This is a genomic window from Streptomyces sp. SGAir0957 (assembly GCF_043523415.1).
In genome coordinates this window covers 1,846,053-1,868,233 of sequence record NZ_CP027293.1, presented here as the reverse complement: position 1 = coordinate 1,868,233, position 22,181 = coordinate 1,846,053, and the positions used below count along the sequence as shown (strand labels likewise).

15 protein-coding genes and 1 tRNA gene are annotated in these 22,181 nt (G+C 71.2%); 8 read left to right on the top strand and 8 right to left on the bottom strand.

Annotated elements, in window-relative coordinates; all coding sequences use genetic code 11:
* Nucleotides 1-44: 44 nt before the first annotated feature.
* Complete coding sequence (locus C1N81_RS13450) at nt 45-1,229, top strand: sugar phosphate isomerase/epimerase family protein (RefSeq protein WP_394429035.1); 1,185 nt, start codon at nt 45-47, stop codon at nt 1,227-1,229.
* A gap of 120 nt (nt 1,230-1,349) precedes the next feature.
* Here the strand turns inward: C1N81_RS13450 and C1N81_RS13445 are convergent, their stop codons facing one another.
* The 5 genes from C1N81_RS13445 to C1N81_RS13425 all read right to left on the bottom strand — a co-directional run bounded on the left by C1N81_RS13445 (nt 1,350) and on the right by C1N81_RS13425 (nt 9,335).
* Nucleotides 1,350-2,726, bottom strand: coding sequence for an OFA family MFS transporter (locus C1N81_RS13445; RefSeq protein WP_394429034.1), 1,377 nt, complete (start codon nt 2,724-2,726; stop codon nt 1,350-1,352).
* Nucleotide 2,727: 1 nt separating this feature from the next.
* Nucleotides 2,728-4,113, bottom strand: a complete 1,386-nt coding sequence (locus C1N81_RS13440) for an OFA family MFS transporter (protein WP_394429033.1) — start codon at nt 4,111-4,113, stop codon at nt 2,728-2,730.
* A gap of 116 nt (nt 4,114-4,229) precedes the next feature.
* Nucleotides 4,230-6,389: an acetate--CoA ligase family protein gene (locus C1N81_RS13435; RefSeq protein ID WP_394437926.1), complete on the bottom strand. Its 2,160-nt coding sequence runs from the start codon at nt 6,387-6,389 to the stop codon at nt 4,230-4,232.
* 3 nt (nt 6,390-6,392) lie between these two features.
* Nucleotides 6,393-7,622: a formyl-CoA transferase gene (gene frc, locus C1N81_RS13430; protein ID WP_394429032.1), complete on the bottom strand. Its 1,230-nt coding sequence runs from the start codon at nt 7,620-7,622 to the stop codon at nt 6,393-6,395.
* A gap of 12 nt (nt 7,623-7,634) precedes the next feature.
* Nucleotides 7,635-9,335 (bottom strand): thiamine pyrophosphate-binding protein, encoded by a 1,701-nt coding sequence (locus tag C1N81_RS13425; RefSeq protein ID WP_394429031.1) that lies wholly within the window; start codon nt 9,333-9,335, stop codon nt 7,635-7,637.
* Between the two features lie 144 nt (nt 9,336-9,479).
* On the opposite strand from C1N81_RS13425, the gene sucC reads away from it, so the two are divergent.
* The 4 genes from sucC to C1N81_RS13405 all read left to right on the top strand — a co-directional run bounded on the left by sucC (nt 9,480) and on the right by C1N81_RS13405 (nt 13,384).
* On the top strand, nt 9,480-10,625 hold the full coding sequence (sucC, locus tag C1N81_RS13420; protein ID WP_394429030.1) for an ADP-forming succinate--CoA ligase subunit beta: 1,146 nt from the start codon (nt 9,480-9,482) through the stop codon (nt 10,623-10,625).
* 11 nt (nt 10,626-10,636) lie between these two features.
* Nucleotides 10,637-11,548, top strand: a complete 912-nt coding sequence (gene sucD / locus C1N81_RS13415; protein ID WP_394429029.1) for a succinate--CoA ligase subunit alpha — start codon at nt 10,637-10,639, stop codon at nt 11,546-11,548.
* A gap of 75 nt (nt 11,549-11,623) precedes the next feature.
* Entirely contained in the window at nt 11,624-13,162 is a 1,539-nt protein-coding gene (locus C1N81_RS13410; RefSeq protein ID WP_394429028.1) for an aldehyde dehydrogenase family protein, read from the top strand.
* 134 nt (nt 13,163-13,296) lie between these two features.
* Nucleotides 13,297-13,384: transfer RNA gene (locus C1N81_RS13405), tRNA-Leu, on the top strand.
* A 73-nt stretch (nt 13,385-13,457) separates the two neighbouring features.
* Here C1N81_RS13405 and C1N81_RS13400 read toward each other — a convergent pair.
* Entirely contained in the window at nt 13,458-14,483 is a 1,026-nt protein-coding gene (locus C1N81_RS13400; protein WP_394437924.1) for a lytic polysaccharide monooxygenase auxiliary activity family 9 protein, read from the bottom strand.
* A gap of 217 nt (nt 14,484-14,700) precedes the next feature.
* Nucleotides 14,701-15,159, bottom strand: a complete 459-nt coding sequence (locus C1N81_RS13395; RefSeq protein ID WP_394437922.1) for a TetR/AcrR family transcriptional regulator — start codon at nt 15,157-15,159, stop codon at nt 14,701-14,703.
* 262 nt (nt 15,160-15,421) lie between these two features.
* Between C1N81_RS13395 and C1N81_RS13390 the strand changes: the two genes are divergently transcribed.
* On the top strand, nt 15,422-16,378 hold the full coding sequence (locus tag C1N81_RS13390) for an aldo/keto reductase (protein ID WP_394429027.1): 957 nt from the start codon (nt 15,422-15,424) through the stop codon (nt 16,376-16,378).
* Nucleotides 16,379-16,400: 22 nt separating this feature from the next.
* On the opposite strand, the gene C1N81_RS13385 is transcribed toward C1N81_RS13390, so the two are convergent.
* Nucleotides 16,401-17,456, bottom strand: a complete 1,056-nt coding sequence (locus C1N81_RS13385; RefSeq protein ID WP_394429026.1) for a lipoate--protein ligase family protein — start codon at nt 17,454-17,456, stop codon at nt 16,401-16,403.
* Between the two features lie 339 nt (nt 17,457-17,795).
* Between C1N81_RS13385 and C1N81_RS13380 the strand changes: the two genes are divergently transcribed.
* Nucleotides 17,796-18,875, top strand: coding sequence for a GDSL-type esterase/lipase family protein (locus C1N81_RS13380; protein ID WP_394429025.1), 1,080 nt, complete (start codon nt 17,796-17,798; stop codon nt 18,873-18,875).
* Between the two features lie 85 nt (nt 18,876-18,960).
* Nucleotides 18,961-22,077 (top strand): sugar-binding domain-containing protein, encoded by a 3,117-nt coding sequence (locus tag C1N81_RS13375; protein ID WP_394429024.1) that lies wholly within the window; start codon nt 18,961-18,963, stop codon nt 22,075-22,077.
* The last annotated feature ends 104 nt before the right edge of the window (nt 22,078-22,181 follow it).

Sequence of the window (22,181 nt, the reverse complement as noted above, 5' to 3'; positions counted from 1 at the left end):
CACCCGCCCGACGACCATCACCCGCACGTCGAAGAGAGGCACCCGTGACCGACTTCCAGGACACCCCCGCCGACGAGGCCCTCAGACAGCGTCTCGGTGTCAACCGCCGCCGCTTCCTCAGCACCTGCACCGCCGTCGCCGCGGGTGCGATCGCCGCGCCCGTCTTCGGCGCCTCACCCGCCTTCGCCCAGCCGCACCCCGGTCACGGGCACGGGCACGGTCACGACCACGGGCACGACCACGGCCACGGAGGCGATCTCGTGCCGGCGAACAAGCGCGGCATCATCCTCTACACCGTCCGCGACGCGACCGGCCGCGACCCGCTCTCCACCGACCTTCCCTCCGGCTTCCGGGAAGTCTTCAAGGAACTGGCCCGCTACGGGTACAAGCAGGTCGAGTTCGCCGGCTACGGCCAGCACGCCAACGCCCCCGGCGGCGCCAACCTGGAATCCGTCGCGGGCGCCAAGCTGCTGCGTTCCTGGCTCGACGAGTACGGCCTGCGCGCACAGGGCAACCACGGCTTCATCCCGTCGTCCTGGCCGCTCAGCACAGCCGACCTCGACACGTTCAAGAAGCATCTGGAGATCGCCAACATCCTCGGCATGGCCCACATGGGCACCGGCGGCGACCCGACCAACAGCTCCTACAAGGTGGACTGGGACGTCGCGGCCGACAAGTGGAACGCGCTCGGTGACATCGCCCGCAAGGCCGGCATCAAGCTCTACACCCACAACCACGACGCGGCGTACGGCTTCCTGCTCGACGGCGGCCCGCTGGACGCCCAGGGCCGCCCGACCCGCAGTTCCGGCATCCGCAAGCTGGAGTACTTCCTCAAGGTCACCGACCCGAAGACGGTCTGGCTGGAAATGGACGTCTTCTGGGCCCACGTCGCCCAGTACAAGTTCCACACCTACACCGCCCACGACGGCTCGCAGCGGGAGAAGATCTTCGACCCGGCCGGGCTCGTCGTCCGCCACAACAAGCGCTACCCGCTGTTCCACGCCAAGGACGGCACGCGCAACGAGACGAGCGGCGAAGGCTACGACATGGGCGTCTTCGGTGAGGGCGTGCTCGACTACCGCACCTTCTTCAGCCGGGTCGGCGAGAAGAACTACCGCAACCCCATGGTCGAGCAGGACAACGCGCCCAGCTCCACGGATCTCGGCCAGTCCCTGAAGTACGCCAAGATCGGCTACGACAACCTGGCGGCCCTGCACAAGAAGCGCTGACCGCGGGGGACCTGAGCGAGCGGACATGAGAGGGGCCCGGCCGTCGAGCCGGGCCCCTCTCAATCCCCACCAGTACGTACTGCGCGTCCCACGAGTACGTACTACGCCTCCCACCAGTACTTACTGCGCGGCGGCGCCCCTTTCCCGGCCCGGCTGGCGCAGCAGCAGCGCGACCGCGGCCGCCACCATGGAGACACCGCCGGCCAGCGCGTACGCCCCGTTGTAGCCCCATGCGGCGACCACCATCGAGCCGAGCCCGCCGCCGAAGAGGCCGCTGACGAGTTTGCCGCTGTAGACGAGCCCGTAGTTGGTCGCGTTGTAGTTCTCGCCGAAGTAGTCCGGGGTCAGCGCCGCGAACATCGGATAGAAGGCGCCGCCGCCGAACCCCGACAGGAACGCGAAGGACAGGAACAGCCATTCGCTGCGGATGTCGCCCGCCCAGATCACGCCGAACTGCGCGAGGCCGAGGACGACGATGACGAAGACGAGGCTGGGCTTTCGGCCCAGGAGGTCCGACATCCAGCCGACGACCGCGCGTCCGACGCCGTTGATGACGGCCATGACGCCCATCGAGGACGCCGCGACCAGGGGGCCGAATCCGACTTCCTTGGCGAAGTCCACCTGGAAGGAGATACCGAAGATGGAGACTCCGGCCGTCAGTACCAGACTGAGCCACATCAGCGGCAGCATCCCGGTCCTGATGGCCTCCTTGGGCGTGAACTGCCGTACCGCGGGCGGATTCTTCGCCAAACTCCGCTCGTTCTTCCCCGAGCCCGGCCTCGCCGGCGTATCGACCTCCGCGGGCCACCAGTTCTTTGGCGGGTCCCGGAAGAAGAAGGCACAGACGAGTACGACGACCAGGACGTACGCACCGATCATGTCGAGCACCCGGTGGTAGTTCGACGTGTCGAAGCCATAGTTGAAGATGAAGATGAACGGCAGTGACCCGTAGGCGAATCCGCCGTTGACGAATCCGGTCCTGCCGCCCTTGCGTTCGGGGAACCATTTGCCGACCATGTTGATACAGGTCGCGTAGACGAGGCCGGAGCCCAGGCCGCCGACGACACCGAATCCGAGGATCGCCAGCCATACATTGCCGAAATGGCTGAGCGCGAGGAATCCCAGCATGCACATGAAGGCGCCGCTCATGGTCGCCCTCTTCGCCGTGAGGATCCCCTTCTCCCGCAGCCAGCCGGCCGGGAAGGCGATGCCCGCCTGGAAGAACACCCAGACGCTCAGGATCCAGAAGGTGTTCGACTGTGTCCATCCATGGGCGCTGGACAGGGTGTCCTCCGCCGAACCGTACGCGTACTCGGAGACGCTGATGGCCATCATCGCGACCCATGGCAGATACACCATGAGTTTCCGTGAATGGCCGAGGATGTCGTGGTCCGTCTCGCCGACGCGGTAGACGCGGCCGTTCTCGTCGGTGATCTCTCGGTATCTCGTGCCGGGTGCAGGTGCGGTATTGCCTGCGGCGATGGGCTCCGCCGTCATATCAAGCCATCTCCTCACCGAGCGGTTGCGGATTGGGTCGGATGTCCCGGGGCTTGCGCCTGCCGGGCGGGGACAGGAAGAGCGCGATGAAACCGGCGAAGAACGAGATGCAGCCCGCCAGGATGAAGGCGCCGGAGTGCCCCCAGGCGCTCACGACGAGGGCGCCCATGCCCGCGCCGAGTCCGGAGACGAGCTTGGAGCTGTAGACCATCCCGTAGTTGGTGGCATTGTTGTTCTCGCCGAAATAGTCGGCGGTCAGCGCGGCGAACATCGGGAAGATGGCGCCGCCGCCGAAGCCGGACACCGCGGAGAACACGAGGAACAGGGGAAGGTTCCCGGCCTCGGCGGAGAACAGGATGCCGAACTGGGCGGCGCCCAGAATGGCGCAGACCGCGAGCAGACACTGTTTGCGGCCGTAGCGGTCGGAGAGCCAGCCGATGACGCCGCGCCCGGTGCCGTTGACGATCGCCTTGAGCGACATGGCCGTGGCGACGATCCCGCCGGCGAAGCCCGCCTCCTCACCGATGTCGACCTGGAAGGCGATTCCGAAGATGTTCACGCCGGACGTGCATGCCAGACAGAACCACATGAGCGCCACCCGGCCGGTCCTCCACGCCTCCATGGGGGTGTACTGCTTGACGGCCGGGGGGTTCTTCTCCAGGGACCTACGCGCGCGTGAGTCCTTCGGCGGGTTCAGCGGGTCGATGTGCGGGGGCCACCAGTTCTTCGGCGGGTCCTTGAAGAAGTAGCCGGCGGTCGCCACCATCGCGGCGAGCAGTACGCCCACCGAGAGCAGCACCCAGCGGAAGTTCGTCAGGTCCATGTAGCCGGTGAACAGGAAGACGAACGGCACGGAGCCGTAGGCGAAGCCGCCGTTCACGAAGCCGGTCTTGCCGCCCCTGCGCTCCGGATACCACTTGCCCACCATGTTGACGCAGGTGGCGTACACCATGCCCGCGCCCATGCCGCTCAGGACGCTGAAGCCGATGTAGGCGAGGACGACGTGCGGCGCCAGAGCGAGCGACAGGTACCCCATGAAGGTGCCCGCGGCGCCGATCATCATCGCCCAGCGGGCCGGAAGGCGGCCGCTCTCGCGGAGCCTGCCCGCGGGGAAGGCGACGGCCGCCTGGAAGAACACCCAGACGGTCATCATCCAGAAGATGTGCAGGCTGTTCCAGTCGTGCGCGGTGTGCAGCGTGTCCTCGGCGGACGCGAACGCGTACTCGGCGGAGGAGATCCCCATCATGCCCACCCAGGGCAGGATCACCATCCACTTGCGCTTGCGCCCCATGATGTCGATGTCGCTCTCGCCAACGCGGTACACCCGGCCGTTGACGTCCGCCACCTCCCGGTAGGGAACGGCGGCGGGCAGCTCGGTGGTCGTCATGACGGTCGCACCCCTTGCGTCGAAAGACTTGGCCAGCGCCCCCTGTCCAGTCGCTTTCGTGTGCGCACGGGACCTGGGTCCGGCCGGCGCGCACCGTCGGCCGGACCCGCCGGAGGTCACCTCATCGACCGCCCCCCCAACAGCCCGGCCGCGCGCGCCCACCGGTACTTGGCGCCGAGGACCGCCACCGGCTTCTCGGTCGTGTACGGGTACGCCACCACGCCGCGCTCGAAGAGGTAGCGGCACGCTTCCTCGACCTCGACGTCCCCGGCCAGCGACGCGACGACCGGCTTCTCGATGCCGCGCTCCTGGAACTCCCGCACCACGCGGGCCGTTACCTCTGCGAAGACCATGGGAGGGGTGACGATGGTGTGCCAGTAGCCGAGCACGAGCGCGTGAACGCGCGGGTCCTCCAGGCCGAGCCGGATCGTCGCCTCGTACGTCGACGGCGGCTCGCCCCCGGTGATGTCGACGGGGTTGCCAGCGGCCCCGAAGGGCGGGATGAACCGCCGGAAGGCCGCGTCCAGGTCGGGCGGGATCTCCATGAGGCGCAACCCGTTGTCCGTGACCGCGTCGGAGAGCAGCACACCGGAGCCGCCCGCGCCGGTGATGATCACGACGTTGTCGCCCCGCGGGGTGGGCAGCACGGGCAGCGCCCGCGCGTACTCCAGCATGTCGTTCAGGCCCGGGGCCCTGATGACCCCGGCCTGCCGCAGAATGTCGTCGTAGACGGCGTCGTCGCCCGCGAGGGCGCCCGTGTGCGATCCGGCGGCCCGCGCGCCCGCGGCCGTCCGCCCCGCCTTCAGGACGACGACGGGCTTCTTCTGCACGGTCGCGCGGGCGGCCTCCACGAAGGCCCGCCCGTCCTTGAGGTCCTCCAGGTGCATGGCGATGCACCGGGTGTGCGGGTCCTCGCCGAACCAGGTCAGCAGGTCGTCCTCGTCCAGGTCCGACTTGTTGCCGAGCCCCACGATCGCCGAGACACCGGTCCCGGTGGTGCGCGCGAAGCCCAGGATGGCCATGCCGATGCCGCCGGACTGCGAGGTGAGGGCGACGCCGCCCTTCACGTCGTAGGGCGTGCAGAACGTGGCGCACAGGTCGTGCCAGGTCGCGTAGTAGCCGTAGATGTTCGGCCCGAGCAGTCGCACCCCGTGCCGCTCGCCGATGGCCACGATCTCGTCCTGGAGCGCCTGTTCGCCGGTCTCGGCGAAGCCGGAGGGGATGAGCACCGCGTTCGGGACGCCCTTGCGCCCGACCTCCTCCAGGGCCGCCGCGACGAACTTCGCGGGGATCGCGAAGACCGCCACGTCCACGTCGCCGGGCACGTCCGTGACGCTCTTGTACGCCTTGCGGCCCAGAATGTCGTCGGCCTTGGGGTTCACCGGATGGATCTCGCCGGAGAAGCCGCCGTCGATCAGGTTGCGCATCACGGAGTTGCCGATCTTGCCCGCCTCGTTGGAGGCGCCGATCACGGCGACCGAGCGCGGCTGCATGAGCCGCCGCATCGTCGTGAGGATCTCCTCGCGCGTGTACGTGCGCCGGGGCTTCGGCGCTCCTTCGGCGAGGAGGACGCGGATGTCGGCGGCGACCGCTCCCTCGGGCGTGGCGATCACCGGGTTGAGGTCGACCTCCGCGATCTCGGGAAAGTCCGTGACCAGCTGCGACACCCGCCGGATCTGCTCGGCCACCGCCCACCGGTCGACCCCGCGCGCGCCCCGCACCCTGCGCAGCACCTCGGCCGCCCGGATGGAGTCGAGCATGCCGGCCGCTTCGCCGGCGTCGACCGGGGCGAGCCGGAAGGTGACGTCCTTCAGGACCTCCACAAGGACACCGCCGAGCCCGAAGGCGACGACCTTGCCGAACGTCGGATCGGTGACCGCCCCGACGATGACCTCCCGCGCCGCGCCGCCCGTCGGCAGCAGCTCCTGCACCTGTACGCCTTCGATCCGCGCGTCCGGCGCGTACGCGCGCGCGTTGTCGATGATCCGGTGGAACGCGGCGCGTATGTCCGCCGCGCCCTCCACCCCGACGACGACCCCGCCCGCGTCGGTCTTGTGCAGGATGTCGGGAGAGACGATCTTGAGCACGACGGGCTTGCCGAAGCGTGCCGCGGCCGCCACCGCTTCGTCGACGTCGGTGGCGAGGGCTTCGCCGGGGACGGCGATCCCGTACGCGTCGGCGATCACCTTGCCCTCCGGCGCGGTGAGCGCGGTGCGGCCCTCGGCCCGTACGGCGTCCAGCAGCGCGCGTACCGTCGGTTTCCGGTCCTCGGCCAGCAATCAGATCACCCCGTTCGACTTGAGCAGGCGCAACTCTTCGTCATTGAGCTCCAGTTCACGGACGTAGACCTCTTCGTTGTGCTCGCCGAGGAGCGGGGAGGCGGTCACGTCGACGGGGGAGTCGGAGAGCTTGAGCGGGGAGCCGACGGTCGTGAAGGAGCCCCGCTGCGGGTGCGCCACCTCGACGACCATCTCGTTGGCGACGAGCGAGGCGTCCTCGATGATCTCCTTGGTGGAGAGGATCGGGCCGCACGGGATGTTGTGCGCGTTGAGCCTCTCCAGGACCTCCCACTTGGGCAGCGTCGCGGACCACTCCTCGATCAGCTGGAACATCTTGCTGAGCTTCGGCAGGCGGGCCTCGGGGGTCGCCCACTCGGGGTCGGCCGCCAGTTCGGGCCGCCCGATGAGGTCGGTCAGCGGCTGCCAGCCGACCGGCTGCACGATCACGTAGACGTAGTCGTTCGGGCCACCAGGCGCGCACTTCACGGCCCAGCCGGGCTGTCCGCCGCCCGAGGCGTTCCCCGAGCGCGGCACCTCGTCGCCGAAGTCCTCGTTCGGGTACTCGGCGAGCGGGCCGTGCGCCAGGCGTTGCTGGTCGCGGAGTTTGACGCGGCACAGGTTGAGCACGGCGTGCTGCATGGCCACGTTCACGCGCTGCCCGCGCCCGGTGCGCTCGCGCTGCAGCAGGGCGGCGAGGATGCCGGCCACCGCGTGGACGCCGGTCCCGGAGTCGCCGATCTGGGCGCCTGTGGCGAGCGGCGGCCCGTCCTCGAAGCCGGTGGTCGCCATGGACCCGCCCATCGCCTGGGCGACGACCTCGTACGCCTTGAAGTTGGTGTACGGGCCCTCGCCGAAGCCCTTGATGGACGCGTACACGATCCGCGGGTTGATCTCCTGGATGCGCTCCCAGGTGAAGCCCATGCGGTCCACGGCGCCGGGACCGAAGTTCTCGACCATGACGTCGGAGCGGCGGATCAGTGCGGTGAGCAGCTCCTTGCCGCGTTCGGTCTTGGTGTTGAGGGTGATGCTCCGCTTGTTGCAGTTGAGCATGGTGAAGTACAGGGAGTCGACGTCGGGGATGTCCCGCAGCTGTTTGCGGGTGATGTCCCCGGTGGGGGCCTCCAGTTTGACGACGTCGGCGCCGAGCCATGCGAGGAGCTGGGTGGCGGAGGGCCCCGACTGGACGTGGGTCATGTCGAGGACGCGGATGCCTTCGAGAGCCTTGGTCACGAGGGACTCACCTCACTTGTACATGGTCTGGTTCATGGTTCCGGGGGCGTACGCGTCCGGGTCGACCCACACGTTGATCAGGGACGGTTTGCCGGACTCGCGCGCGCGGCGCAGCGCCGGGCCGATGTCGGCGGGGTCGCGGACCTCCTCGCCATGGCCGCCGAGGATGCGGGCGAACTGGTCGTAGGGGACGTCGCCGAGGGTGTTGCCCACGCGCTCGCGCGCGGCACCGTACTTCGCCTTCTGGCCGTACCTGATCTGGTTCATCGAGGAGTTGTTGCCGACGATCCCGACGAACGGCAGGTCGTAGCGGACCAGTGTCTCGAAGTCCCAGCCGGTCAGGGAGAACGCGCCGTCGCCGAAGAGCGCGACGACCTCCTTGTCGGGCCGTGCCTTCTTGGCGGCCAGGACGAAGGGGATGCCGACGCCGAGCGTGCCGAGCGGGCCCGGGTCCATCCAGTGGCCGGGCGCCTTGGGCTGCACGACCTGCCCGGAGAAGGTGACGATGTCGCCGCCGTCGCCGATGTAGAGCGAGTCCTCGGTGAGGAAGTCGTTGATCTCGCCGACGAGCCGGTAGGGGTGGATGGGGGAGGCGTCGGAGCGCAGGCTCGGCAGCCGCTTCCCGATCGCGGTCTGCTCGGCGGCGCGCAGCTCGTCGAGCCACTCCTTGCGCTTGGCGGCGCCCCCGTTGAGCCGCCCGGAGGCGGCCTCGGTGACGGACTTCAGGATGAGCCCCGCGTCGCCGACGATGCCGAGGTCGATGTCGCGGTTCTTGCCGACGGTGCGGTAGTCGAGGTCGATCTGCACGACGGTCGCGTCGGGGGAGAGGCGCTTTCCGTAGCCCATACGGAAGTCGAAGGGTGTGCCGACGATGATGATGAGGTCGGCGTTGGAGAAGGCGTAGCGGCGCGACAGCTGGAAGTGGTGCGGATCGCCGGGCGGCAGGGTGCCGCGGCCCGCGCCGTTCATGTAGGCGGGCACGTTCAGGGTGCGGACGAGGTCGATGGCGGCGGCGGTGCCGCGGGTCGTCCACACCTGGCTGCCGAGCAGGATCGCGGGCTTCTCGGCGTGCACGAGCAGGTCGGCGAGTTTCTCGACGGACTCCGGGTCCCCGGCGGACCGGGTGGACGCCCGGTAGTGGCCGGCCTTCGGCACGCGCGCCTTGTCCACCGGCACCTTCGCGTCGAGCACGTCGCGCGGTATCTCCAGGAAGGAGGGCCCGGGCGCCCCGTGGTAGCACTCGCGGAACGCCATGGAGACCATGTCGGCCGCGCGCGCGGTGTCCGGCACCGTCGCGGCGAACTTGGTGATCGGCGCCATCATGTCCACGTGCGGCAGGTCCTGGAGAGAGCCCATCTTGTGCTGGGTGTGGGCCCCTTGGCCGCCGATGAGCAGCATCGGTGACTCGGCGCGCAGCGCGTTGGCGACTCCGGTGACGGCGTCGGTGGTGCCGGGTCCGGCCGTCACGACGGCGCAGCCGGGTTTGCCCGTCACGCGCGCGTGGCCGTCCGCGGCGTGCGCGGCGACCTGTTCGTGGCGTACGTCGACGACTTCGATGCCTTCGTCGACGCAGCCGTCGTAGATGTCGATGATGTGGCCGCCGCACAGGGTGTAGATGACTTCCACCCCCTCGGCCTTGAGCGCCTTGGCGACCAGATGCCCGCCGGAGATCTGTTCCTGGCCGTGGTCCTTGTCCGCGTCGGACTGGGGCATGACGAAGTCCCGTCCCTTCGTAGGGGGAGCGCTGAGGGGTTTCGTAGATTGCATACAGTCGACGAATACTGTATGAACCTTGTTATCCCGCATTCGATGAACGGTGTCCAGGGGGCGTGCGGCACTTTCGAGTCAGGAGCCGGAATGGACCTGTACGAGCATCAGGCGAGGGAACTCTTCGCGGAACACGGCATCTTGGTCCCGCGAGCGGACGTCACCGACTCCCCCGGGGAGGCGCGGCGGATCGCGCGCCGGCTCGGCGGCCGGGCCGTCGTCAAGGCGCAGGTACGCACGGGCGGCCGCGGCAAGGCGGGCGGCGTCAGGCTCGCCACCGACCCGGCCGCCGCGGAGGAGGCGGCACGCGACATCCTCGGCATGGACATCAAGGGCCACACCGTGCGCACGGTCATGCTCGCTCAACCCGTCGACATAGAAGCCGAGTTCTACGTCTCCTACGTCCTCGACCGCGCGGCCGGCACCTTCCTCGCCGTCGCCTCCGCCGAGGGCGGCATGGAGATCGAGGAGGTCGCGGCGGCCCGGCCCGAAGCGGTCGCGCGGGTTCCTGTCGACCCGGTCCAGGGCGTCACCCCGGCGGTGGCCGCCCGCATCGCCGAGACGGCCGGACTCCCCGCGCAATGCGTCGACGTCCTCGTCCGCCTCTGGTCCGTCCTGACCCGGGAGGACGCCGTCCTCGTCGAGGTGAACCCGCTCGTCCGCACCGCGCAAGGACAGATCCTCGCTCTTGACGGCAAGGTCACTCTCGACAACAACGCCCGCTTCCGACAGACACGTTGGGGCGCGCAGGGGACGGCGTACGACGATCCGCAGGAGGCCGAAGCGGCGGCCAAGGGGCTCACCTACGTGAAGCTGGACGGCGAGGTCGGCGTCATCGGGAACGGCGCGGGGCTCGTCATGTCGACGCTCGACGTCGTCGCCGCCTGCGGCGCCCGGCCCGCCAACTTCCTCGACATCGGTGGCGGCGCCTCCGCCCGCGTCATGGCCGACGGGCTGGACGTCGTCCTCGCCGACCCGTCCGTGCGGTCCGTCCTCGTCAACGTCTTCGGCGGCATCACCGCCTGCGACGCCGTCGCCGACGGCATCGTGCGCGCGCTCGACAGGGTGCGGCCGACCAAGCCGATCGTCGTCCGGCTCGACGGCAACAACGCCGCACGGGGCCGCGCCCTCCTGGACGAACGGGCCCACCCGCTCGTCCGGCAGGCCACCACGATGGACGACGCCGCCCGGCGGGCCGCGCGCCTCGCCCTCACCGCCGACGCCAACGCCGTATAGGGAGCCGGGACATGGCCATCTACCTCACCAAGGAGAGCAAGGTCCTCGTCCAGGGCATGACGGGCGCCGAGGGCATGAGGCACACCCGCCGCATGATCGACGCGGGGACCGACGTGGTCGGCGGCGTCAACCCCCGCAAGGCGGGCCGCAGCGTCGACTTCGACGACCGCACCGTCCCCGTCTTCGGCACCGTCCGCGACGCCGTCGAGGCCACCGGCGCCGACACCACCGTCGTCTTCGTCCCGCCCGCCTTCGCCAAGGCCGCCGTCATCGAGGCCGCCGACGCGCGCGTGCCGCTCGCCGTCGTCATCACGGAGGGCATCCCCGTGCACGACGCCGTCGCCTTCCACGCCCACGCGCGCCGCACGGGCACGCGGATCATCGGCCCCAACTGCCCGGGCCTGATCACGCCGGGCCGGTCCAACGCGGGCATCATCCCCGCCGACATCACCGAGCCCGGCCGGATCGGACTCGTCTCCAAGTCCGGCACGCTCACCTACCAGCTCATGCACGAACTGCGCGACATCGGCTTCTCCACCTGCGTCGGCATCGGCGGCGACCCCGTCATCGGCACCACGCACATCGACTGCCTCGCCGCCTTCGAGGCCGACCCCGACACCGACCTCGTCGTCCTCATCGGGGAGATCGGCGGCGACGCCGAGGAGCGGGCCGCCGCGTACATCCGCGACCACGTCACGAAACCCGTCGTCGCCTACATCGCCGGATTCACCGCGCCCGAGGGGCGGACCATGGGTCACGCGGGCGCCATCGTCTCCGGTTCGTCCGGTACGGCGCGGGCGAAGAAGGAAGCCCTGGAGGCCGTCGGCGTACGCGTGGGGTCGACCCCGACCACGACGGCACGGCTGGTCCTGGAACAGCTCGCCCAGGGCGGCAACACGCGCAGCGCGCACGGACGCCCATGACCCACACCCCGCCCCGCCCGAACCGCACCTCGCCCCGACCCGCCCGAACCGCGCACCGTGAGCGGAGACCCCACCATGGCATCCACCCTCAAGGCAGGCACCTCCTGGGACGAGGTCTGGCAGCGCTGCCGCACCGTCGCCCCCGAGGCCTTCCGCGACGACCGCGTCCTCAACCTCTGGAACGCCGCCTGGCACGCCGACGGCAGCCCGCTGCCCGCCACCACCCCCGTCGACGGCGGCCCCGTCGCCGGTCCGCCGCGCCTCGACGCGGCCACCGCCCACCGGGCCGTACGCGCCTCGCTCGACCAGCACCGGGCCTGGCGCCACGTCCCCCTCGCCGAGCGGCGCGCCCGCGTCGCCGCGACCCTCGACGCCCTCGCGCACCACCGCGACCTGCTCGCGCTGCTCCTCGTCTGGGAGATCGGCAAACCGTGGCGGCTCGCCCTGGCCGACGTGGACCGGGCCGTCGACGGCGTGCGCTGGTACGTCGACGGCATCGACGCCATGCTCGGCGACCGCACCCCGCTGACCGGCCCGGTCTCCAACATCGCCAGCTGGAACTATCCGATGAGCGTGCTCGTTCACTCCCTGCTGGTCCAAGCACTGGCAGGGAACGCGGTCATCGCCAAGGCCCCGACCGACGGCGGTGTCTCCTGCCTCACCCTGGCCTGCGCCCTCGCCGCCCGCGAAGGCGTCCCGGTCACGCTCGTCAGCGGCAGCGGCGGGCAGCTCTCCCAGGCGCTCGTCCGCGCGCCCGAGATCGGCTGCGTGTCCTTCGTCGGCGGGCGCGACACCGGCGCCCGCGTCGCCACGGACGTCGCCGACCTCGGCAAACGCCACATCCTCGAACAGGAGGGACTCAACACCTGGGGCATCTGGAACTTCACCGACTGGCCGAAGCTGACCGCGACCATCCCCAAGCTCTTCGACTACGGCAAGCAGCGCTGCACCGCCTACCCGCGCTTCGTCGTGCAGCGCGACGCCTTCGACGCGTTCCTCGCCGCGTACCTGCCCGCCGTTCGTACTCTGCGCGTCGGACATCCGCTGGCCGTGGCCGATCCGGGGGACCCGTACCCGGACCTCGACTTCGGCCCGCTCATCCACGCGGCCAAGGCGAAGGAACTGACGGACCAGGTCGCCGAGGCCGTCGACCGCGGCGCCGTGCCCGTGTACCGCGCCGCCCCCGACCCCGGCCGCTTCCTGCCGGGCCAGGACACCAGCGCGTACGTCCACCCCGTCACCCTCCTCGGCCCGCCCCCGTCGTCACCGCTCCACCACGCCGAACCCTTCGGCCCCGTCGACACGATCGTCCTGGTCGACACCGAGGCGGAGCTGCTCGCCGCCATGAACGCCTCGAACGGCGCGCTGGTGGCGACCCTCTCCACCGACGACGAGGCCACGTACGCGCGGCTCGCCCCGCAGATCCGCGCCTTCAAGACCGGCCACGGCACGCCCCGCTCGCGCGGCGACCGGGACGAGCTGTTCGGCGGGTTCGGGGCGTCCTGGCGCGGCGCCTTCGTCGGCGGCGAGCTGCTGGTGCGGGCGGTCACCCGGGGCCCGGCGGGGGAGCGGCCGCCGGGGAACTTCGCCGAGTACCGGCTGCTGCCCGGGTGACGGCCCCGTCACTCCTCGTGCAGAGGTAAACCCGCTGGTCACGTGGGGCGGATACGCAGGTGAAAGGCACTCCGAAACCTTGGTATTGTTGTCCATGTCGCCGCGGGGAACACGCCGCGAACGACAGACACCTTGTCCGGGTGGCGGAATGGCAGACGCGCTAGCTTGAGGTGCTAGTGCCCTTTATCGGGCGTGGGGGTTCAAGTCCCCCCTCGGACACCAGCGCAGTACAGAAATCCCCAGGTCGCATGGTTGACCTGGGGATTTCTGCGTGATCAGGACGCGTTGGCAGGGGTCAGCGGTCGTCGGTGCGGGGCTTGCGCAGGCGCAGGTGGAGGACCGTGCCGCCGAGCAGGGCGACCGCGCTGGTGGCCGCGAGGGTGGCGGCCTGGTTGAGGGTGGACGCGGCGTTCTTCTCCGACGCGGCGGTCACGTCGGCCGTATCGGTCACGTCGGCCGTGTCGGTCACGTCGGTCGCCCCGGATGCATCGACCACACCGGTCACATCCGTCGCCTCGGTCGCCGTCTTCGCCGCCCCGTGATGCGCCGTATGGTCCGCGTGCGCCGCGGCCGGGACCGCCGCGGTGATCGCCTTCGCGGCGCTGGACAGTCCGGTGACCTCGCCGTTGCCGCCGTCGAAGACCAGGTCCGAGCAGGAGAAGAAGTTCTCCTGGCTGTCGGAGCGGACCCACTGGACGAACATCATGTGGCGGCCGGTGCGCTGCGGCAGCTGCAGGTTCCAGTAGTAGTGGCCCGCTTCCGTGCCCGGACCGCCGCTGCTGGGCGGGTTCGTGATCGTCTGCACCTGCTCCAGGTCGGCCCAGCGCAGCGGCTGCGTCGCGTCGAAGCCCTGCTTGGTGACGTAGACCCGGAACGAGCCCGGGTGGTGCGCCCAGTTGCTGTACTTCACCTGGATCGTGGCGCCCGCCGTCAGATGGGTCACGGGCCAGTCGGTACGGGCCGCGTTGTAGGCGGAGAAGTTGTACGGGCTGCGGTCGCCCGCGCTGCACAGTTTGCCGTCGGCGACGTAGCCCTGGCCGCGCCCGCCCGCGTTCGAGTCGAGCACCGCGAACCAGTTGTAGAGCGGGGTGGTGCCCGCCGACTGCACCGCCGCCTTGCAGGCGGGGTTGGCCGGCATCTGGGTCGAGGAGTGCGCGAGCAGGTCCTTGTAGCAGAGGTAGGTGCGGGAACCTGGCGTCAGCGCCACGCCGTGTGCCGAGGCCGGGCCGGGAAAGGCGAGGACCGCCGCCACGGCCGTGCCCAGGGCGCCGGCCAGGGCCGCGACTCTCGCCGACCGGGACGTGCGAGACGAGAGAGAGATGCGAGACGAGGGAGAGGTGTGAGACGAGGGAGAGGTGCGGGAGGCTTGAGGGGAGTGAGAGGCGCGCCCGGGGCGTAAGCGACGGGTCGGGCGAGGATCAGTCATGGAACGTCTCCTTCTGGGGGCCTGGAGTTTCCGATGAGTGGCTCGCCCGGTGGTTGCCGCCGACGCCCCGAAGGTTGCCGCCCCTTTCCAGATTCTTGGAACGCGCCCTCGGTCAGGTCGACGCGGGGCGCAGCACGTCCACCACCAGATCCTGCAACCGGGCCGTCTTCTCCGGGCAGTTGACCGCCGTGGTGGAGAGGAAGACGCCGAGGAGCATCAGCGTGATCTCCCCGGCCTCCACGTCTGCCCGCAGGGTGCCCGCCCGTACCCCGGCGTCGAGGATCAGCGCGATCGCCGCGGTGATCCGCTCCCGGGTGGCCGGGGTCGCGATGGTGCCCGCGGCCCAGCCCGCCCGCAGGGTGTCCGACATGCCGCGCTTGGCCGCGCAGAAAGCGGCGTACCGCTCGACCCAGGCACGCAGCGCGGCCTCCGGCGGGAGCTCGGCGAGGAGCGCCGGCGCGCTGTCGACGACGGCGTCGAGCTCGGCCGCGTACAGGGCCTCGACGAGCGCCTCGCGCGTGGGGAAGTGGCGGTAGAGCGTGCCGATACCGACCCCCGCCTCGCGGGCGATGGCGTCGAGGGGAGCGGCTCCGCCCGACGCGGTGAACGCGGCGCGGGCGGCGGCGAGGAGCTTGTCGCGGTTGCGGCGGGCATCGGCGCGGGCCGGCCGTCGCTCGGGGGCCCGGACCGGCCGGGTGTGCGCTCGGGGGCCCCGGACTGGCCGGGTGCGGCGGAATCAGGCGCGGTCAAAACGGAGGCCCTCCGGTTAGTGGTACGGTCGCAATAACGGAGTCCCTCCGTTTACCCCATCGTCGCACGAGGGCGGAACCGTCATGTCATCTCCTGCTTCCAGTGCAAGCGACCGCTCCGACCAGTTCACCGCCGGCGGCGCCCGTCGCGCCGGCGGCCCCGGCGCGCTCGCCGGGCGCACCGTCTCCCGCATCGGCTTCGGCGCCATGCAGCTCGAACGGCTTCGCGACGACCGCGCCGCCGCCGTCGCACTGCTGCGCCGCGCCGTCGAACTCGGCATCGACCACATCGACACCGCCCAGTTCTACGGGCACGGCTTCGTCAACGAGGTCATCGCCGAGGCGCTGCGCCCCGAGGACGACGCCTTCGTCGTCAGCAAGGTCGGCGCCGAACCCGCCCACGACGGGCCCCTCCCGCTCCGCCTCGCCCAGCGGCCCGAGCAACTGCGGGCCCAGGTCGAGGACAACCTCAAGAGCCTCGGCCTCGACCGGATCCCGCTGGTCAACCTGCGCCGCGCCGACACCGGCCCCGGGCTGCGCGCCGAGGGGGACCAGCTCGTCGACATGGACGACCAGCTCGCCGTCCTCACCGACCTGCGCGACGCGGGCAAGATCGGCGCGATCGGCGTCAGCAACGTCACCGCCGACCAGCTGCGCCAGGCCCTCCCCGTGGGCGTCGCCTGCGTGCAGAACGCCTACAGTCTCGTGGCGCGCGGCGACGAGGACATGCTGCGGCTCTGCGTCGACGAGGCCATCGCCTGGGTGCCGTACTTCCCGCTCGGCAGCGCCTTCCCGGGTATGCCGAAGGTGACCGACGAGCCCGCCGTCGTCGAAGCCGCGCGGACACTGGGCGGCACCCCGGCCCAGACCGGCCTCGCCTGGCTGCTCCACCACGCCCCGAACGTGCTGCTCATCCCGGGCACCGCCGACCCGGAGCACCTGCGGGCCAACGTCGAGGCCGGCGCGATCGTCCTCGACGGGGCGACGCTGGCCGCGCTCGACGCCGTACCGACGCGTGCCGGGGACATCGAGCTGCACTGACGCCGGTGCCCTGGAGCGACCTCTACGGCACCCGCGCCGTCCACTGCGGCGTGCCGAACTTCGTCCGCACCAGTTCCTCCGCGCGGGCCATCTCCGACTCCGTCACCCGGTCGTCGGAGAGCCCGTAGCGGGCGCGGAAGGAGTCGATCATGCGGGTGATGACCTCCTCGCGCGGCAGCCCCGTCTGCCGGCGCAGGGGGTCGACGCGCTTCTTCGCGCTCTTCGTGCCCTTGTCGGAGAGCTTCTCCTTGCCGATGCGGAGCACCTCGACCATCTTGTCGGCGTCGATGTCGTAGGACATGGTCACGTGGTGCAGGACCGCGCCCTGACCCGCCACGACGCGCTTCTGCGCGGCGCCCGCGACCTTGCCGATGTCGGTCGCGATGTCGTTGAGCGGCTGGTACCACGCCTTGATGCCCATGTCGCCGAGGGCTTCCAGCACCCAGTCGTCGAGGTAGGCGTACGAGTCCTGGAAGGACAGGCCCGAGACGAGGGACTCGGGGACGGCGAGCGAGTACGTGATCGTGGACTTCGGCTCGGCGAACATCGCGCCGCCGCCGGAGATCCGCCGTACGACGGTGACGCCGTGCCGGTCGACGCCCTCGGCGTCCACCTCGTTGCGCAGGGACTGGAAGCTGCCGATGATCACGGCGGGGCGGTCCCACTCCCACACGCGCAGGGTCGGCGGGCGGCGCCCGAGCGCGACCTCCTCCACCATCACCTCGTCCAGCGCCATGTGCAGGACGGGGGACTGCGGGGCGTCGTGGATGAGCTGCCAGTCGTAGTCGCGCCAGTCGGTGGCCTGGGCGAGCGCACGCCGCACGGCCGTGGCGACACCCTCGGTGGTCAGGCCGAGCATGACGGTGCCGGGCGGCAGCGCCGCCTCGACGCGCGCCGCGAGCGCCGCGTGGTCGGCGTCGGCGGGGGCACCCTCGAGCGCGGCGTTGATCGCCAGGAGCGCGTCGTCCGGCTCCAGGAAGAAGTCGCCCGCCACGCGGACGTCGCGCAGGAGGCCGTCCGCCACCTCGACATCCGCGACGACGAGCTTGCCGCCGGGGATCTTGTACTCGCCGTGCACTGTGCGCCGCCTTTCCGCTGCCGCGGACGTTCGGAGTCCACGGCGTTTCTCTGGCGGGGGCCGTCGCCGCTCCTCGGCGTTTCACCGCCAAGGCCGTTCCGGGTCCGCGGCTTCTCGCCGCCGCGGGCATCCCGTACCCGCCGCCGTTCTCACCTCCGCCAACGCTATCCGCAACCCGGACATTCCGGTTGGCCGCACCCCCGGACGGCGGCGCTTCCCCTCCTGATGCGGCGTCAGGGTGGCCTCGCCGTGCCCTTCCCCGCACGTGACCGGACACACCCTTGTCGGGGACGGGGGCGCCGGGGTGGAGTTCCCCTATCCGAACCCTGGGGGTGCGCGATGAGGGAGTACGTGCGTGGCGCCGCCTGGTGGGCGCCGGACGGCAGGCCCGTACGGGCCGACCCCGCCGACCGGGACCGGCTGCCCGGGGACACCTGGGAACGGGCCAGGACGCCGGCCGGGGTCCGCCTGGAGTTCACGGCGCACGGCGTCACGGCGGTCGAGGTCGTCTACGAGCCGTGCGCCCCGGCGGAGGCGGACCCCGACCGGGACGTGCCGGCCGTGTTCACCGTGATCGGGGGCGTGGACGTACGGGCGCGGACCACCCCGGGCGCGCACGTCGCACGGCTTCCGCTGCCGCGCCCCGACGGCACCTACACCGTGCAACTTCCGCAAGGGGTACGGCCGTTGCTGCGGGAGGTACGGGCGCTCGGTGGCGGCACGCTCGCGCCCGCCCCGCGCCGCCCGCGCTGGCTCGTCTACGGCGATTCGCTCGTCGAGGGACGGGCCGCGACCCGGCCGCACTTCGCCTGGCCGTCCGTGGCCGCGCGGATGCTGGGCGTCGAGGACGTGAACCTCGGGTACGCGGGAGCGGCGCGGGGCGAGGTCGCGTCCGCGCAGCAGATCGCCGCGCTCGACGCGGATCTGCTGACCGTCGCCTTCGGCACCAACTGCTGGGCCCGTACGCCCCATCCGGTCCCGCTGCTGTACGAGACGGCGCGCGCGTTCCTGGCCGTCGTCCGCGCGGGCCACCCGCAGGCCCCGCTGCTCGTGCTCTCCCCGGTGCTCCGCCCGGACGCCGAGACGGCGCCGAACGCACTCGGCGCCACGCACGCGGAGCTGCGGGACGCGGTCGAGCGCGCGGCCCGCGACGCCGCCGGGCACGGTGACAAGCAGCTCGCCCTGCTGCCCGGCGGCGCCCTGCTCACCGCCGAACACCTGGTGGACGGGGTGCATCCGGGCGACCGCGGCCATCTGCTGCTCGCCCGCGCCGTGACGAAGAGCCTCTCCGCGGTGGCGCGAAGCCTCACCGGTGCCGGTGCCGGTGCGGGTGCGGGTGCGGGTGCCAATGCCAATGCCGGTGCCGATGCCGGCGGCGCGGCGGGCGTGGCACCCCAGGGACTTCCGCAAGGCCCTTGACTAAAACCTGTTCGGAGTCGAAGGATCCCTTCCGCACGCCAGTTGCTTTCTGGTGGAACCTGTTCGCTCTGGAGGGGTCTCGCTCATGCCTGTCACCCGTAGAACCGTGCTGGCCGCAGGCGCGGCCACCTCCGCGGCCGGAGCGCTCGCCGCCCCCGCCACCGCGCACGCCGCCGACCACGCGGCCGGACGCGCCGGGGCGGTCGGGCGCCGCACCGCCGAGCTGACCGACGACTGGCGCTTCGCGCTCGTCGACCCGGGCGGCATCACCGACCCGACCGGCGCGTACGACGGCGCCGAGCAGCCCGGGTTCGACGACTCGCGGTGGCGCACGGTCGCCGTCCCGCACGACTGGAGCATCGAGCAGACCCCGACCACCGACCACAACACGACCAGCGGCACCGGCTTCCTGCCGGGCGGACTCGGCTGGTACCGCACCACGTTCACGCTGCCGCGCGGCTGGGGGGGCAAGCGGATCTCCGTCGAGTTCGACGGCGTCTACATGGACTCCGACGTGTACGTGAACGGCCGGCTCGTCGGCAACCACCCCTACGGCTACACCGGCTTCGCCCACGACATCACCGGCCTCGTGCACACGGACGGCCGCACGCCCGACGTCCTCGCCGTCCAGGTCCGCAACCGGCTGCCCAGCAGCCGCTGGTACTCCGGCAGCGGCATCTACCGCCACGCCCGCCTCGTCGTCACCGAACCGGTGCACGTCGAGCGCTGGGGCACGTGCGTCACGACGCCCGGCCTGGCCGCCACCCTCGCCCAGGGGTACGCGACGGTCGACGTCCGTACGACGGTGGCGAACGAGGCGGACACCGCGCAGGACGTCACCGTCGTCTCCACCGTCCGCGACCCCGGGGGGCGGCGCGTCGCGCGGACGGAATCCGTGCTGAAAGGGGTCGGGGGCGCCCGGGAGGCCCATCACGAACTGCGGGTGCGGGCACCGCGGTTGTGGTCCGTCGAGACCCCGGGCCACCAGTACACCCTCGTCACCGCTCTCCGCGTGGACGGCCGCACCGTCGACACGTACCGCACCCGCTTCGGCATCCGGCACGCCGTGTTCGACCCGGAGCGGGGCCTCTCCCTCAACGGCGCCCACCTGAAGATCAAGGGCGTCGACCTCCACCACGACCTCGGCGCCCTCGGCGCGGCCGTCCAACCCGACGCCGTGCGACGCCAGTTGAGCATCATGAAGAGCATGGGCGTCAACGCCCTGCGCACCTCCCACAACCCGCCCGCGCCGGAGGTGATCGCCGCCTGCGAGGACCTCGGCCTCATCATGCTGGTCGAGGCGTTCGACTGCTGGCGCACCGGCAAGAACACCTACGACTACGGCCGCTTCTTCGACGCGCACAGCGACGCCGACATCGCCGAGATGGTCCGCGCCGCCCGCAACTCACCCGCCGTCCTCATGTGGTCGATCGGCAACGAGATCCCCGACTCGACCCGCACCGAGGGCATCGCCATCGCCCAGCGCCTCGTCGATGACATCAAGGCCCTGGACACGACGCGGCCCGTCGTCATCGGCTCCGACAAGTACCGCTCGCTGCCCGCCGCCGGATCGCCCGCCGACCTGATCCTGGCGAAGCTGGACGGCCTCGGCCTGAACTACAACACCGCCGCCTCCGTCGACGCGCTGCACGCCCGCTACCCGCACCTGTTCCTCTTCGAGTCGGAGTCGTCCTCGGAGACGTCGAGCCGGGGCACCTACCAGGAGCCGCAGCACCTCAACACCGGCGAGAACCACACCCCCGGCAGGCGCGCCACCTCCAGCTACGACAACAACCTCGCCTCGTGGACGATGAGCGGCGAGTACGGCCTGAAGAAGGACCGCGACCGGCGGTTCTTCGCGGGCGAGTTCCTGTGGTCCGGCATCGACTACATCGGCGAACCGACCCCGTACGACGTGTTCCCGGTGAAGGCGTCCTTCTTCGGCGCGGTCGACACGGCAGGGTTCCCGAAGGACATGTACCACCTCTTCCGCAGCCAGTGGACCGACGAGCCGATGGTGCACCTGCTGCCGATGGACTGGACGACGCACGAGCCGGGCGAGGAGGTGGAGGTGTGGGCGTACGCGAACGTCGCCGAGGTCGAGCTGTACCTCGACGGCCGCTCGCTCGGCGTGCGTGCCTTCGACCGGAAGACGACGCTCGACGGCCGCGCCTACCTGGAGACCACGGAGGCCACGGGCGACGACAAGACCGTCACCTCGGGCGCCTACCCCGGCAGCTACACCAGCCCGAACGGCAGCGCGGGCAAACTGCATCTGACGTGGAAGGTGCCGTTCGCGGCCGGTGAACTGAAGGCGGTCGCGCGGCGGAACGGGAAGACCGTCGCCACCGACGTCCTGCGCACCGCGGGGAAGCCGCACGCGATACGGCTCACGGCCGACCGGAAGACGGTCGCGGCGGACGGGCGGGCGCTCGCGTTCGTGACCGCCGAGATCGTCGACGCGCGCGGGACGGTCGTGCCCGGCGCCGGGCACCTCATCGAGTTCGCCGTCACGGGCGGCTCGCTGGCCGGGGTCGACAACGGGCGGCAGGAGAGCGCCGAGCGCTACCAGGCCCGCACCCGCACCGCCTTCCACGGCCTCGCCCTCGCGATCGTCCGCTCGGGCACGAAGCCGGGCGCGCTCACGGTCACCGCGCGGGCGGAGGGGCTGCGCGCGGGGAAGGTCTCCGTGCGGGTGACCGGCCCGGCCGGGTCGCCGGTGACCCCCGTGGCGCCGTTCGCTCCGGACCCGGGGCCCGGATCACCCACGTACCCTCTCGCGGACGCCAGTTACTCGGGCGCCACGGACACCCTGCCCGCCGCCATGCTCGACGGCGACCCGGCCACCCGGTGGTCCAACGCCTTCCAGAAGGCCGCCACCGCCCTGCTGCCCGCGTTCGACGGGGCCCGGCCGCGCGACTGGGTCTCCGTGACGTTCGAGGAGGAGCGGACCATCGGCCGGGTCGAGGTCTCCTTCACGGTCGACGATCGGCACACGCTGCCCGAGGCGGTCACCGTGTCGGTGGGGGACGTCACCGTGCCGGACGCCGACGTCGCGTGGGCGACCGTCTCCGGTGAACCGACCGTCATCACCTTCGACGCGGTACGCGGCAGCGGCGTCCGGCTCGACCTCGTGAGCGGAGCGCCCGGCACGCGGGAAGGGGCGTTCGGGATCAGCGCGCTCGACGTGTCCGCATCATGACCTGGCACGCGGGCGGAGCCCGGCGCTCGGCCCGCGCGGTGAGCGGGACGTGATCGGCTAGGCTGCCGGTCTTCAATGGCATGTACACATGGGGGGAACCGTGT